At 67.1% G+C, this 12,918-nt stretch carries 11 protein-coding genes and 2 tRNA genes; 6 read left to right on the top strand and 7 right to left on the bottom strand.

Going from position 1 to position 12,918, the window contains the following annotated elements; translation table 11 throughout:
• Window positions 1–383 precede the first annotated feature (383 nt).
• Entirely contained in the window at window positions 384–839 is a 456-nt protein-coding gene (locus tag AC1DMS_RS12820) for a hypothetical protein (RefSeq protein WP_027730873.1), read from the top strand.
• A gap of 105 nt (window positions 840–944) precedes the next feature.
• On the opposite strand, the gene AC1DMS_RS12815 is transcribed toward AC1DMS_RS12820, so the two are convergent.
• From AC1DMS_RS12815 to AC1DMS_RS12790, 6 genes are all read right to left on the bottom strand, one after another.
• Complete coding sequence (locus tag AC1DMS_RS12815) at window positions 945–2,183, bottom strand: tyrosine-type recombinase/integrase (RefSeq protein WP_027730874.1); 1,239 nt, start codon at window positions 2,181–2,183, stop codon at window positions 945–947.
• A 181-nt stretch (window positions 2,184–2,364) separates the two neighbouring features.
• Window positions 2,365–2,441: transfer RNA gene (locus tag AC1DMS_RS12810), tRNA-Arg, on the bottom strand.
• Window positions 2,442–2,508: 67 nt separating this feature from the next.
• Window positions 2,509–2,757 (bottom strand): hypothetical protein, encoded by a 249-nt coding sequence (locus AC1DMS_RS12805; RefSeq protein ID WP_041945492.1) that lies wholly within the window; start codon window positions 2,755–2,757, stop codon window positions 2,509–2,511.
• A 130-nt stretch (window positions 2,758–2,887) separates the two neighbouring features.
• Window positions 2,888–2,964, bottom strand: a tRNA-Pro gene (locus tag AC1DMS_RS12800).
• A 35-nt stretch (window positions 2,965–2,999) separates the two neighbouring features.
• On the bottom strand, window positions 3,000–3,704 hold the full coding sequence (locus AC1DMS_RS12795; RefSeq protein ID WP_012747414.1) for a glutathione binding-like protein: 705 nt from the start codon (window positions 3,702–3,704) through the stop codon (window positions 3,000–3,002).
• Between the two features lie 103 nt (window positions 3,705–3,807).
• Window positions 3,808–5,487 carry an FAD-dependent oxidoreductase gene (locus tag AC1DMS_RS12790; RefSeq protein WP_436289167.1) on the bottom strand — a complete coding sequence of 560 codons (1,680 nt, stop codon included), beginning with the start codon at window positions 5,485–5,487 and terminating at the stop codon, window positions 3,808–3,810.
• 144 nt (window positions 5,488–5,631) lie between these two features.
• Between AC1DMS_RS12790 and AC1DMS_RS12785 the strand changes: the two genes are divergently transcribed.
• From AC1DMS_RS12785 to AC1DMS_RS12765, 5 genes are all read left to right on the top strand, one after another.
• Window positions 5,632–6,492: a GNAT family N-acyltransferase gene (locus AC1DMS_RS12785; protein ID WP_012747416.1), complete on the top strand. Its 861-nt coding sequence runs from the start codon at window positions 5,632–5,634 to the stop codon at window positions 6,490–6,492.
• Window positions 6,489–8,807 carry a polyphosphate kinase 1 gene (gene ppk1 / locus AC1DMS_RS12780; protein WP_012747417.1) on the top strand — a complete coding sequence of 773 codons (2,319 nt, stop codon included), beginning with the start codon at window positions 6,489–6,491 and terminating at the stop codon, window positions 8,805–8,807. The genes AC1DMS_RS12785 and ppk1 overlap by 4 nt, the downstream gene beginning before the upstream one ends.
• A 19-nt stretch (window positions 8,808–8,826) precedes the next feature.
• On the top strand, window positions 8,827–9,288 hold the full coding sequence (locus tag AC1DMS_RS12775; protein WP_012747418.1) for a SixA phosphatase family protein: 462 nt from the start codon (window positions 8,827–8,829) through the stop codon (window positions 9,286–9,288).
• Between the two features lie 145 nt (window positions 9,289–9,433).
• Window positions 9,434–10,216: a hypothetical protein gene (locus AC1DMS_RS12770; RefSeq protein WP_041945493.1), complete on the top strand. Its 783-nt coding sequence runs from the start codon at window positions 9,434–9,436 to the stop codon at window positions 10,214–10,216.
• A 167-nt stretch (window positions 10,217–10,383) separates the two neighbouring features.
• On the top strand, window positions 10,384–11,235 hold the full coding sequence (locus AC1DMS_RS12765; protein WP_012747420.1) for a hypothetical protein: 852 nt from the start codon (window positions 10,384–10,386) through the stop codon (window positions 11,233–11,235).
• Between the two features lie 36 nt (window positions 11,236–11,271).
• Here the strand turns inward: AC1DMS_RS12765 and AC1DMS_RS12760 are convergent, their stop codons facing one another.
• The gene (locus AC1DMS_RS12760) at window positions 11,272–12,792 is read right to left on the bottom strand and encodes a Ppx/GppA phosphatase family protein (RefSeq protein WP_012747421.1); all 1,521 of its coding nucleotides are present in this window, start codon (window positions 12,790–12,792) and stop codon (window positions 11,272–11,274) included.
• Window positions 12,793–12,918 lie beyond the last annotated feature (126 nt).

Raw genomic sequence — 12,918 nt, 5'->3', positions numbered from 1 at the left:
GCTTTGATGGCTGGTCGTACTGTGCAAGCACCCGTCGAAAATCAGAAGCGCCGGCGCGTCCATGGCGGTGAATCGCAGGTGTGGTATTCCCACGCAATCGAGACAGCCGAGGTCTCCGGTGGCCGGGCTTCGGGCACTCGCAGGTGGCGATCGACATTGCTCGGTGCACTTATCGGCCTCCTGTCGTTCCGATGTTGCTCATGAAGTGGCTCGTGGGGTTTCAAGTCGAGGCGGCGGCAGAGCGCCGAGCGAAGGAAGCAGGCACGCGTGCGGAATCGGACCGATGTTTCGAGCTGGCGTCACAGCGCGCAATTGAAACCTGTCGAACTGGGGAAAGGTGCCGCGGCAAACCTCGACCCGAGATTGATCAAGAGCGATCAGTCATGAAGCAAGAGAAAGAATTCAGCGTGGATAAAAACTTCAAGGCCGTGGTGACTCTCGCATTGACCGCCGCGATGCTCGCGGGCTGCGCTGCCGCACCGTATCGTCTTCCTGGTACGGAGACGCAACCATTGTCCAGCCTCGCCATCGTCAAGTCAGGGCCACGCGCCGCTACCTATTTGGCTTCGATCGATGGGGAACAGGTCCCACATGTTCTCCGCCCGGTAGTCCGGTGGGAGCTTTCGCCCGGTGAGCACGCGGTGGTCGTCGGCCTCAGGACGCACCCGCAGTTCCGGGCCGACCACACCTCCCTGAAATTCGTGGCGCTTCCGGGCCAAAGGTACGTGATCCAGTACGAAGTCAAAGCCTCGTGGGGTCGCGGCACATGGCGTGGCTGGATCGAAGATGAAACCGGGACTACCGTCTCCGTCCCGGACACCAATCAGTCAAGGCGGTGAAGAAAGAGAATCGGAAAGCGTTGTAGTTCCGGATATCGGCGAGACCGCGCGACCGGAAGCATGGACGTTGCATAACTTCGTTGATATCAACGTTTCCGGCGTTGGCTAGGCCGCCCGGAGCGTTCGGACTTGTGCGTTTCCGGCAAGTTGGCCCAGGTAGTCCGCCCAGCGCTGCATCATTTCCTTGCGCTTGTCCATGAACTCCGCGCGGTCGTAGGCCGTACCCAGCGGCCCGCTCTTGCCATGGGCAAGCTGTGCCTCGATGACGTCAGGCGAAATGCCGTGCAGTTGCTCTGCCATGACCGTGCGGGCCATTGCCCGAAAGCCATGGGCGGTCATCTCGTCGTTGGTGTACCCCAGCCTTCGCAACGCGGCGTTCACGGTGTTTTCGCTCATGGGGCGCTCTCCCGTGCGGATGCTGGGGAACACGTATCGGCCATGGCCGGTCAATGGCGCAATTTCCTCCAGGGTCTGCAGTGCCTGCTTCGCCAGCGGCACGAAGTGGGGGCGGCCGTTGCGCTTTTCATGGAGCCGGCGCTTCATGTCCTGCGCCGGGATGGTCAGCATCGCCTTTTCGAGGTCGATCCAGGCCCATTCCATCGCACGGATGTTGCCGGGGCGCTGGAAGAGCAGGGCGGACAGGAGGAGGGCGGCGCGGGTGATCGGCTGCCCGCTGTAGCCGTAGATGGCGCGCATCAGTTCTCCGACCTTCTGCGGCTCCAGAACGGCGGCCATGCTCTTGGTGATCACCGGTCGGAGCGCGCCGTGCAGGTCGGGCGCCGGATTGCTCGCGCAACGGCCCGTCTGCACACCGTAGCGGAACACCTGTCCTGCGCACTGGCGCAGGGTGTGGGCCGTCTCGATGACGCCTCGGCCCTCGGCGCGCTTGAGCGCGTGCAGAAGATCCCTGGCCTGGATCGTGGCGATCGGCAGCTTGCCGATGTAGGGGAACAGGTCCTTGTCCATGATGCGCAGCCAGCGCTCCGAATAGGATGCGCTCCAACTGCTGGCCTTGGTGGCGTGGAATTCCCGCGCCAACGCCTCGAAGGTGTTGGCTGCTTCCACTGCCCGGGACAGCTTCTCTGCGCGCTTCGCGAGGCCGGGGTCGACGTTGTCGGCAAGCAGTTCGCGGGCCTTGTCGCGCCGCTGCCGCGCCTTCGCGAGCGAGACCGCGGGGTAGACGCCCAAGGCCAGCGTCTTCGCCTTGCCGTTGAACCGGTAGTCCATGCGCCAGTACTTGCCTGCGGCTTTGACGCGCAGGTACATGCCGCCGCCGTCTGCGTAGCGCTCGCCGATCTCACTGCCCTTGTGCTTCACTTGCCTCACGAAAGTGTCTGTCAGCATTGGGTTTTTCTCCTTGCTGTCGGTACCTGGCTTTGGCGGCCGGGCAGATACCTGCAGAAGTACCGACAAAGTACCGACAAGACATGCTATGCCCCGACCTGTCGTGGCACAAAGAAAAACCCGCTTCTCCTCGAAGGAGAGCGGGTTTCAGGATGGTTCTGAGCGACTTGAAACTGGAAATTGGCCTGCCCGGAGGGGATCGAACCCCCGACAACCTGCTTAGAAGGCAGGTGCTCTATCCAACTGAGCTACGGGCAGATTCCGGGCCGAACGGAGCCCGGATTCTACCCACATCCACCCTGGAGCCCGGGGCGTCAGAAGGCGCTCAGATCTGGACGAAATCGCCGACCGGCTCGAAGTTCTGGGCAGCCCATGCGCGCAGCAGATCGAGCGTCTGCGCTTCCGAGGGCCCATAGGTCTGGTGCTGTGCCAGCGGCGTGGAATTGATCTCTTCCGTGGCGCGCAAAGGGAGGCGGCGGGGCATCCAGTACAGGGTGGCGGTGTGGGAGACGAGGTCCTGCGTGACCTGGACCAGGCCGGTCTGGTTGCCAATCTTCAGTTCGTAGTAGGACACGCCAACCCCGGTCAGTGATGATGTTGAATCGACTGTACGCGAGGATTTCACCGCAGGCCTTGTTTTTGGCGCGGCTGAAAAACAAGATGCCTGCAACAACGTGAGTCATTGCAGGCATTCGTATTTTTCTTGGTCGGGGCGAAAGGATTCGAACCTTCGACCCTCTGGTCCCAAACCAGATGCGCTACCAGGCTGCGCTACACCCCGACAAGCCTTCTATTCTAGCCCGAATAACTGCGCCCTCAGCGCTTCTCGTATTGGGTCTTGCCGAAAAGGATCTCGCGCTCCTTGTCGCCGGTGATCGGCTGGCGCAGGTCGGCCAGCACTTTCACGCCGCGCTGCACGGCGGGGCGCGCGGCAATGCCGTCGAACCATGCCTTCAGGTGCGGGTAGTCGGTGAGCGTGATGCCCTGGTTTTCCCAGCTGCGCAGCCACGGGAAGATCGCGATGTCGGCAATCGAATAGGTCTTGCCGGCAATGAACCTGTTCTTCGACAGCTGCTTGTCGATCACGCCGTAGAGGCGCTTGGCTTCGTTGCTGTAGCGCTCGATGGCGTAGCCGATCTTTTCGGGGGCATACATGCGGAAGTGATGCGCCTGGCCGAGCATGGGGCCGACGCCGCCCATCTGGAACATGAGCCACTGCAGCACGTCGTAGCGCTCGCGGTCGGTCCTGGGCAGCAGCTGGCCGGTCTTGCCGGCCAGGTAGACGAGGATGGCGCCCGATTCGAACAGCGAGATGGGCTTGTCGTCCGGACCATCGGGGTCGGTGATGGCAGGGATCTTGTTGTTGGGGCTGATCTGCAGGAACTCGGGCGCGAACTGGTCGCCCTTGCCGATGTTGATCGGGCGGGCGTTGTACGGCAGGCCGCACTCCTCCAGCATGATGTGAATCTTGTGGCCGTTGGGCGTGGGCCAGGAATAGACCTCGATGGGCGATGCAGGCATGTCGCGGGCTCTCCGTTGTTGGGGTTGGTCGTGATGCGAGGCAGGCAGCATATACGCGGCCATCCGCACGTGTGCAGCGCCGGGAATTACGGGCGCAGCGCGGTCATGCAACGGCCGAGTTGGACGACAGGTGCTGGTGGATCAGCGCGACCACGGCCGCGCCTTCGCCGATGGCACCGCCCACGCGCTTGACCGAACCCGAGCGCACGTCGCCCACGGCAAAGACGCCCTGCACGCTGGATTCCAGCGCAGTGGAGGGCCGGGCCGGAAAGCCGCTGCTGGCCGCATCGCCCGTCAGCACGAAGCCATGCTTGTCGACCGAGACGCCGCAGCCGTCGAGCCAGCTGGTCTCGGGCTCGGCGCCCACGAAGAGGAAGATGTTGCGCGCATCGCAGTCGTGCTCGTTGCCCGTGGTCTGGCAGCGCCAGGTTGCACCGGTCAGTCCTTCGCCGGAATCGCCGTTGAGCTTCACCAGTTGGGTATGCGGATGCAGTTCGATGTTGGGCGTGGCCTCGATGCGGTCGATCAGGTAGCGCGACATGCTGGCCGCGAGCGACGGCCCGCGCACCAGCACGTTGACCTTGGCCGCATGGCGCGACAGGAACACCGCGGCCTGTCCGGCCGAGTTGCCGCCGCCGACCAGCGCAACCTCCTGCTGCGCGCAGAGCTTGGCCTCGATGGCCGAGGCCCAGTACCAGATGCCGCGGCCCTCGAACTCGGACAGCCTCGGCACGTCGGGCCGCCGGTAGCGTGCGCCGCTGGCAATCACCACCGTGCGCGCGTTGATGGCGCGGCCGTCGGCCAGTGCGATGCGCAGCGCGTCCATGGGGTTGTCGCGCGAGCAATCGAGCGACGTCACCTTGGCCGGGATCAGCATCTCGACACCGAACTTCTGGGCCTGCACGAAGGCCCGGCCCGCGAGCGCCTGGCCCGAGATGCCGGTGGGAAAGCCCAGGTAGTTCTCGATGCGCGCGCTCGCGCCGGCCTGCCCGCCGAAGGCGCGGCAGTCGAGCACGATCACGCGCAGCCCTTCGGAGGCGGCATACACCGCGGTCGCGAGGCCGGCCGGGCCGGCCCCGACCACCGCCACGTCGAACAGCTCGTTGTGCTCCGCGGTATCGACCATGCCCAGGCAACGGGCCAGCGCGTCTTCGGCGGGGTTGACCAGCACCGAGCCGTCGGGGCACACGGCCAGCAGCTTGCAGGTGCCGTACTGCTCCAGCAGCGCGGCGGCGCCGGGGTCTTCGGCCGCGTCGACCAGGTGGTAGGGGTGCCCGTTGCGGCGCAGGAAATTTTCCAGGCGCGCCATGTCGGGCGACTCCGGCCGGCCGATCAGCACCGGCCCGCTGGCGCCGGATTCGATCAGCGCCACGCGCCGCAGGATCAGCGCGCGGGTGATGCGCTCGCCAAGGTCGGCTTCGGCCACCAGCAGCGCGCGCAGCTGCGCGGGCGGCACGATCAGCGCTTCCACTTCTTCCTCGGCATGGCCGTCGACCAGGGCAGGGCGGCCGCTCAGCTGGCCGACTTCGGCAAGGAACTCGCCCGGGCCCTGGCGCACGATGGGCACCACGTGCCCGAGCCCGTCGCGCTGCGTGACCGCCACCACGCCCTTGAGCAGAACGAACATGCCGGGGCCCGTTTCGCCGGCGGTGAACAGCCGCTCCCCGCGGGCGAAGCGCTGCACGGTGCCGAAGTGCGCGATGCGCGCGATTTCGGTATCGCTCAGGACGGGAAAGGTCTGGTGGAGGCGGTTGTCGAAATTGCTGCTTGCGGCTGTGGCCATTTGAGAAAACTCCATGTCGCGACCCACCGCATTAGACATCCAGGAAGCCTCAAAACACGCGGTAACACCGTCATGCAACTGCAATGGCGCTGACATACCCGTTTCACCGCGGGTGCAGAGACTCCTTCAGCAGAAAGGGTCTCCATGAAAGAACTGCCCAACCCGACGTTCCCGCTGTCGCAGCTCGGCCTGCGCGCCGCCCTGTGGCCCGTCCCTGCGGCCACGCCCGCATCGGTGCCCGCTGCCGTGCTCGCGCCGCCGGCCATCGTCGATGCCAGGCAAGGCATCACCGTGAGCTGGGCCCGCCACCTGGACGACGTGCGCGCCGCGCAGCGCCTGCGCCACGAGGTGTTCGTCGGCGAAATGGGCGCCCGCGTGAGCACGCCGCTGGCCGGCCACGACATCGACCTGTTCGACGACTTCTGCGAGCACCTGCTGGTGCGCGAGGAACAGACCCAGCAGGTGATCGGCACCTACCGCGTGCTCACGCCGGCCCAGGCCCGGCGCGTGGGCAGCACCTACAGCGACACCGAATTCGACCTGACCCGGCTGCGCGACCTGCGCGAGCGCATGGTCGAGCTGGGCCGCAGCTGCGTGCATCCCGAGCACCGGCAGGGCGGCGTGATCCTTGCGCTGTGGGGGGCTCTTGCGGGCTTCATGCACCGCAACAAGCTCGACACCATGATCGGCTGCGCGAGCATTCCGATGTCGCACAACGGCGTGACCAGCGGCGATGCGGCGGCCAGCATCTGGCGGCAGCTGTCGGCCAGCCACATGGCGCCGATCCAGTACCAGGTGCAGCCGCGCCTGCCGCTGCCGGTGGAGCGGCTCGACGGCGCGCTCGACGTCGAGCCGCCCGCGCTCATCAAGGGCTACCTGCGCCTGGGTGCCAAGGTGCTGGGCGCGCCGGCCTGGGACCCGGACTTCAACACGGCGGACCTGCCGATGCTGATGCGCATCGACGACCTGCCGCCGCGCTACCGCAAGCACTTTCTGGGCGCATGAAGCCGGCGGCCGCCCGGCCCGATGCCGGGCCGTCTGCCTCTTCGCCCGGCACGGGGCTGCCCAAGGGGGGGCCGCAGGCGTCACACGGCGGTCACGAAAACGTCACAAACGAGGGCGACACTGTCATATTTCAGCCTACATGTGCTCCCGTGCCGCTTGCCCCAGAATCAGTGCCCATGCAACCTGCTCCCGCTGACCGCACGCCCGCGGTCGCGGCAACGGCCCTCACGCTGCTCGACCGCGATCACAGCATCCTGTCGTTCAACGAGCGCGTGCTCGACTGGGCCCGCAGGCCTGAAGTGCCGCTGGTCGAGCGCCTTCGCTACCTCTGCATCGTTTCATCGAACCTCGATGAATTCTTCGAGGTGCGCGCCGCGCCGCACCTGATTGCCAGCAGCGCCGGCGACCAGAAGGGCGCCTACACGATCGAATCGTTCGAGCGCCTGGCCGAGGCCGCCCATGCGCTGGTGGCGCGCCAGTACGCGCTCTACAACGACGATCTGATGCCGACCTTCGCCAAGCACGGCATCCACATCATTTCGCACGGCGAACGCAATCCGGCGCAGCGCAAATGGGTCAGCGAATATTTCGAGCGCGAAGTGCGCCCGCTGCTGATTCCAGTGGGGCTGGACCCGGCGCACCCGTTTCCGCAGGTGGCCAACAAGTCCCTCAACTTCATCGTGCGGCTCGGCGGCAAGGACGCCTTCGGGCGCGAGAACCCGATCCAGATCGTGAAGGTGCCGCGCGTGCTGCCGCGCGTGATCCGCATGCCGGCCAAGGTGTCGGACGGCAAGACGCTGTTCGTGGCGCTGTCGAGCGTGGTGCGCGCCCATCTATCGAGCATGTTCCCGGGGCGCGACGTCGGCGATTTCTCGCAGTTCCGCGTCACGCGGCATTCCGACCTGGCGGTCGACGAGGAAGACGTCAAGAACCTGCGCACCGCATTGCGCCAGGGGCTGCAGCACCGGCACTACGGGCAGGCCGTACGGCTCGAGGTGTCGGCCAGCTGCGCGGAGTCGCTCGCGAGCTTCCTGCTGGCGCAATTCAACCTGCCGCAGCAGGCGCTCTACCGCGTGCACGGCCCCGTCAACCTGGCCCGGCTGACCCAGCTGATCGACCTGCTGGAGGAGCCGCAGCTGCTGTTTCCGCCGTACTCGGCCTCCTACCCGGTCACGCTGTCGCCGGCGCAGTCGTTCTTCGAGCGGCTGCAGCACGGCGACGTGCTGATCCACCAGCCCTTCGAGAGCTTCGACGGCGTGCTCGCGTTCCTGCGCGAGGCCGTGCTGGACCCGCAGGTGCTGGCCATCAAGCAGACCATCTACCGCACGGGCACCGATTCCGAGCTGATGGACCTGCTGCGCGAGGCCGTGCGCCGCGGCAAGGAAGTGACGGTGGTGGTGGAGCTCAAGGCCCGCTTCGACGAAGAGGCCAACATCAACTGGGCCGAAATGCTCGAGTCGATCGGCGCGCAGGTGGTGTATGGCGTGGTGGGCCTGAAGACGCACGCCAAGATGCTGCTGGTGACGCGCCGCGAGGGCAAGCAGATGCGCCGCTACGGCCATCTTTCCACCGGCAACTACAACCCGCGCACCGCCAGGCTCTACACCGACATCAGCCACCTGACGGCCGATCCGCTGCTCACGGCCGACATGGAAGCCGTGTTCGTGCACCTGGCAAGCCAGAGCCGGCTGCCCAAGCTCAACCGCATGTGGCTCGCGCCGTTCGACCTGCACAAGAACCTCATTGCGCAGATCGACGCGCTCAGCCTGGCCGCGGCCACCGGCGAGCCGACCCGCATCGTCGCCAAGATGAATGCGCTGACCGACGACGCCCTGGTGGCCGCGCTGATGCGCGCCGGCCAGAACGGCGTGAAGATCGACCTCATCGTGCGCGGCGCCTGCACGCTGCCCGCGCAGGTGCCGGGCCTGACCGACAACATCCGCGTGCGTTCGGTGATCGGGCGTTTTCTCGAGCACTCGCGCGTTTTCTACTTCCGCAATGGCGAGGACGAGTCGCTCTACCTGTCGAGCGCCGACTGGATGAACCGCAACATGATGCGGCGCATCGAGCTGGCCTGGCCGGTGACCGACCCCGGCCTGCGCCAGCGCCTGATCGACGAATGCCTGGTTGCCTACCTGCACGACGGCCGCGACGCCTGGGACCTGGGCGGCGACGGCATCTACACGCGCGTCGACCACGACACCCACGCCGGCGAGGCGGGCGCGTCGCGCGCCATCGAGGCGCACGGCGCACAGGCGGCACTCATGAACCGGTATGCATCGCGAGGCCATCACGCCGATGCACCCAGCAACTGACGACCGAAAGACGACAACCATGGACTTGATCTTCTGGCGCCATGCCGAAGCCGAGGACTGGACCGAGGGCTGCGACGACCTGCAGCGTTCCTTGACCGCGCGCGGCGAGAAGCAGGCCAAGCGCATGGCCAGCTGGCTCGACCGGCAGCTGCCCGACGGCACGCGCATCATCTGCAGCCCCGCGCGGCGCTGCGAGCAGACCGCGCTTGCGCTCGGCCGCAAGTACAAGCTGCGCGGCGAACTCGCCCCCGACACCACCGCCGAGGCCATGCTGGCCGCAGCCGGCTGGCCCAACGGCAAGTCGGTGGTGCTGATGGTCGGGCACCAGCCTTCGGTGGGGCAGGCGATTTCGCTGCTTCTTGGCCTGAAGCAGGACAGCTGCCCGGTGCGCAAGGGGTCGCTGTGGTGGATTCGCACGCGCGAACGCGATGGCGACGTGCAGACCGTCGTGGTGACGGTGCAGTCGCCCGAGCTCCTCTGAGCGCAAGGATCCAAGGGCTGAAAATTTGCCCGAATCTGTAAACTAATTGACGAATTCGATGGGGCGCGGCAGTGCCATGTAGGCACAATGATTGCGTGAGATGCATTTAGACACAAATTGCATCTTTAACTTACATCCGCCCCCCATGAAGACGCTTGTTTCGCTGCTGATCTCTGCAGCTCTGCTGGCCGGCTGCGCCACGAGCCCACCCGAACCCGCGCCGCAGGCTCGCCGCGACGCCACCCGCTCGATCACCAGGATCGAACTCGTCTACAACGAGCAGGACCAGCTGTCCGTGATGGATGGCGGTGGCTCGGCGATCGTGGGCTGGGCCGGGATCTTCGGGCCCGTCGGCACGCTGGTGGCCCTTGGCGTGGAGGTCGGCACCCGGGTGACGCTGGCCAGCCGCACCGAGCGGCGCAGCAAGGAGTTCACGGCCGCCGTGAAAAGCAGCGGCGCGATGCCGCTCAACAGGCAGTTCGCGGAGCAGCTGGCGGCGCGCCTGCGGTCCGGCGGCCGCGAAGTGAAGCTGACACCCGCCGCGCGCATGGACGGCGAGCTCGCCCAGATGAAGGCGCCCGGCTTCGAACCCACCCCGGGCTACAGCACCTTGCTCGTGCGGGTCACCACGACCTACGGGGCTCCCGACATGACGTCGAGCTTCAAGCCCTTCGTGGCGATCGAGCAGTCGCTGCAGGACGAGCAGCAAGCCGTTCTTCACCAGACCACCCACACCTCCGACCTGGAGGAGCCGGCCTACCTGGCCTACGACGGCCTGCTGCAGGACACGGCCAGGGCGCAGGACGGCCTGCGGCAAGGCCTTGCCCGGATCGTCCAGCCTGCCTACGCCGGCATGTTCGGCGAAGACGGGCCGCCGCGCCTCGCCAGTTCGGACACCACCCGGACCGCCAGCCTCCTCGCCAAGTGAAGCGGCCCGGCTAGCCGCAGCCAGAGGCCGCGGGCAGGCGCTTTGTCATGGCCGCGGGCAGGGGTGGCGGGGCGCTTGTCTCCCGGCAAAAAGTGCGCACCGCTCATGTGCGCGGGCGGCGCGATTCCTACAGTGGTTCACATCGGCCAAACCACTGGGGAACACGCATGAAACTGCCCAACCCGCTGCCAAGAAGCTTCATGGACCTGCTGCGCCTGGACGCGGGCATGTCGTTGCAGAAGCTGACCTCCCTGATCGTCGCCACTGCCCTCCTGGCGGGGTGTGCGGCCGATGCGTCCAAACCCACGCTGCTGGCGCGCCAGGAAGCCACCCGGTCGGCCGCGAAGGTCGAACTCATCTACAACGAGGAAGACCAGCTGATCGTCACGGATGGCGGCGGCTCGGGGCTCACCGGATTTGCCGGGCTGCTCCTGGGGCCCATCGGCGCGCTGCTCGCCCTGAGCATCGACACCAACAGCCGGATGACCATGGCCGCCCGCACCGACCAGCGCAGCAAGGAGTTCACGGCGGCCGTCAGGAACAGCGGCGCGGCCATGACGCTCAACAGGCAGTTCGCGGAGCGCCTGGCGGCGCGCCTGCGCGAAAGCGGCCGCGAAGTGAAGCTGACGCCCTTCATGCGCGCCACCGGACCGGCCGGCGAGATGAAGGTGCCCGAGCTCCAGCCCACGCCCGGCTACAGCACCTTGATCCTGCGGATCACCACGGCGTACGGCGCGGCCGATGCAACCTCGAGCTTCAAGCCCTTCATTTCGGTGGAGCAGCTGCTCAGGGACGAGCGGCAGTCCGTCGTGCACCAGACGGCGCATACCGCCGACGTGACCGAGCCCACCTATTTCAGCTACGACGGCCTGCTCAAGGACACCGCGATGGCCCACGAGGGGCTGAAGCAGGGGCTGGACCGCATCGTGCAGCCCGCCTACGCCGGCATGTTCGGGGGCGACCAGCCGCGCGCGATTCCTGCGGAAGCCACCCGCACTGCCGGCCTCGACGCGAAGTAGTCCGAAATGAGGCGAAGTGGGCCGAAGTGAGGCGGCTCAGGCCCCGCTGAGCTCCACGCGCCAGCTGCTGGTCTTCTGCCAGGCCAGCACTTCCTCGCGCAGCAGGTGCGCGGACTGCGGATAGGCCTCGGCCCAGTCGGGCGCGCAGGCGATCGTGAAGGCCCTGGCGCCCAGTGCCGCAAGGTGCAGCGCCTGCGGATCGGGATCGCGGCGCGCATGGCACAGGATCACCGCCAGCCGCAGCGACAGCAGCTGCGTCACGAAGGTCTCGTCCTCCAGCGCGGCATCGAGCTTGCGCAGCTTCCCGCGCTGGCCCAGCACCAGCTGGCCGAGCGCATGCAGTTCGTTGACGGCAAAGCCCGGGGCGTCGGTGTTGTCGAGAATGTAGGCGCCGTGCTTGTGATAGTCGCTGTGCGAGACCAGCGTGCCGATCTCGTGCAGCTGCGCGGCCCAGCCGAGCTTGCGCAGCGCCCGCCCGGCGCGGCTGCCGGGGCTGCCGCCGCGCGCTGCCGGGGTGAGCTGCACGAACAGGGCCGCCGCGGTGTCGCCCACGCGCCTGGCCTGCGCCGCATCGACCGCGAACCGGCTCGCCAGCCGCGCCACGGTGGCCGTGCGCATGTCGGCCACGCTCTCGTCGCGCTCCAGCAGTTCATAGAGCACGCCGTGGCGAAGCGCGCCCTGCGCGACTCTCATTTCCTCGATGTCGAGCAGCTCGAACACCGCGCGCAGCACGCTCACGCCGCCGCCGATGACCGGCTTGCGGTCTTCGCGCATGCCGTCGATGCGCAGCTTGTCGGTGCTGCCGGCCTTCAGGAGGCGGTCGACCAGCCAGTCGAGGCCGTCGCGGGTGATGAGACCCGGCTCGCCGCCCGCCGCGGCCAGCACGTCGCCCACGGCGCCGATGGTGCCGGAGGCGCCGTAGGCCACGTCCCACTGGTCGCGGGTGTAGCTGGACAGGGCGTCGTCCAGCACCGCCTTGGCGGCCACCTCGGCGGCGCGGAACGCGCCCTGGGTGAAGAGGCCTTCCCCGAAGTGCTTCATCGACCAGGCGACGCTGCCCACGCGGTAGGACTCCATCAGCTCGGCGTCGAGCGCGCGGCCGATGATCATTTCGGTGGAGCGCCCGCCGATGTCCACCACCAGGCGGCGTTCGCGGTCGGAGGCGTCGGTGTGCGGCAGCATGTGCGCCACGCCCTGGTAGATCAGGCGGGCTTCCTCCCGGCCCGGGATCACGTCGATGCCGAAGCCCAGGATGGTGCGCGCGCGCAGCAGGAATTCCTCGCGGTTGCGTGCCTCGCGCAGTGTCTGGGTGGCGACGGCGCGCACCTGCGAGCGCTTGAAACCCGCCAGCCGCTCGCCAAAACGGGCGAGCGCGTCCCAGCCCCGCTGCATGGCCTCGGCCGTGAGATTGCGGGCGCTGTCCAGGCCGTTGCCCTGGCGCACCGTTTCCTTCAGGTACTCGGTGCGGTGGATCTGGCCGTGGTCGACCTGTCCGATCTCGAGCCTGAAGCTGTTCGAGCCGAGATCTACGGCGGCGAGGCGGGTGCCGTTTTGCATGTAGTTGTCGTGGAAGAAGGCGGGTGGCTTCGATCGTAGCGCCGTGGCGGGCGCGCGGCCTTCCGGATCGCCGGTGGCGAGGCTCGCAAGGCTAGGCGCGGCGAATGACGGTTGTGTGACAGCGTC

The sequence above is a fragment of the Variovorax sp. 05T418 genome (assembly GCF_056396385.1).
This window is presented reverse-complemented; position numbering and strand designations above follow the sequence as displayed.

Bases quoted from the DNA above. Each gene is read 5' to 3' on its own strand.
- AC1DMS_RS12765 (WP_012747420.1), top strand. From the start codon at position 10,384: ATGAAACTGCCCAACCCGCTGCCAAGAAGCTTCATGGACCTGCTGCGC.
- AC1DMS_RS12815 (WP_027730874.1), bottom strand. From the start codon at position 2,183: ATGCTGACAGACACTTTCGTGAGGCAAGTGAAGCACAAGGGCAGTGAG.
- AC1DMS_RS12770 (WP_041945493.1), top strand. From the start codon at position 9,434: ATGAAGACGCTTGTTTCGCTGCTGATCTCTGCAGCTCTGCTGGCCGGC.
- AC1DMS_RS12790 (WP_436289167.1), bottom strand. From the start codon at position 5,487: ATGGCCACAGCCGCAAGCAGCAATTTCGACAACCGCCTCCACCAGACC.
- AC1DMS_RS12760 (WP_012747421.1), bottom strand. From the start codon at position 12,792: ATGCAAAACGGCACCCGCCTCGCCGCCGTAGATCTCGGCTCGAACAGC.
- AC1DMS_RS12775 (WP_012747418.1), top strand. From the start codon at position 8,827: ATGGACTTGATCTTCTGGCGCCATGCCGAAGCCGAGGACTGGACCGAG.
- ppk1 (WP_012747417.1), top strand. From the start codon at position 6,489: ATGAAGCCGGCGGCCGCCCGGCCCGATGCCGGGCCGTCTGCCTCTTCG.
- AC1DMS_RS12785 (WP_012747416.1), top strand. From the start codon at position 5,632: ATGAAAGAACTGCCCAACCCGACGTTCCCGCTGTCGCAGCTCGGCCTG.
- AC1DMS_RS12795 (WP_012747414.1), bottom strand. From the start codon at position 3,704: ATGCCTGCATCGCCCATCGAGGTCTATTCCTGGCCCACGCCCAACGGC.
- AC1DMS_RS12820 (WP_027730873.1), top strand. From the start codon at position 384: ATGAAGCAAGAGAAAGAATTCAGCGTGGATAAAAACTTCAAGGCCGTG.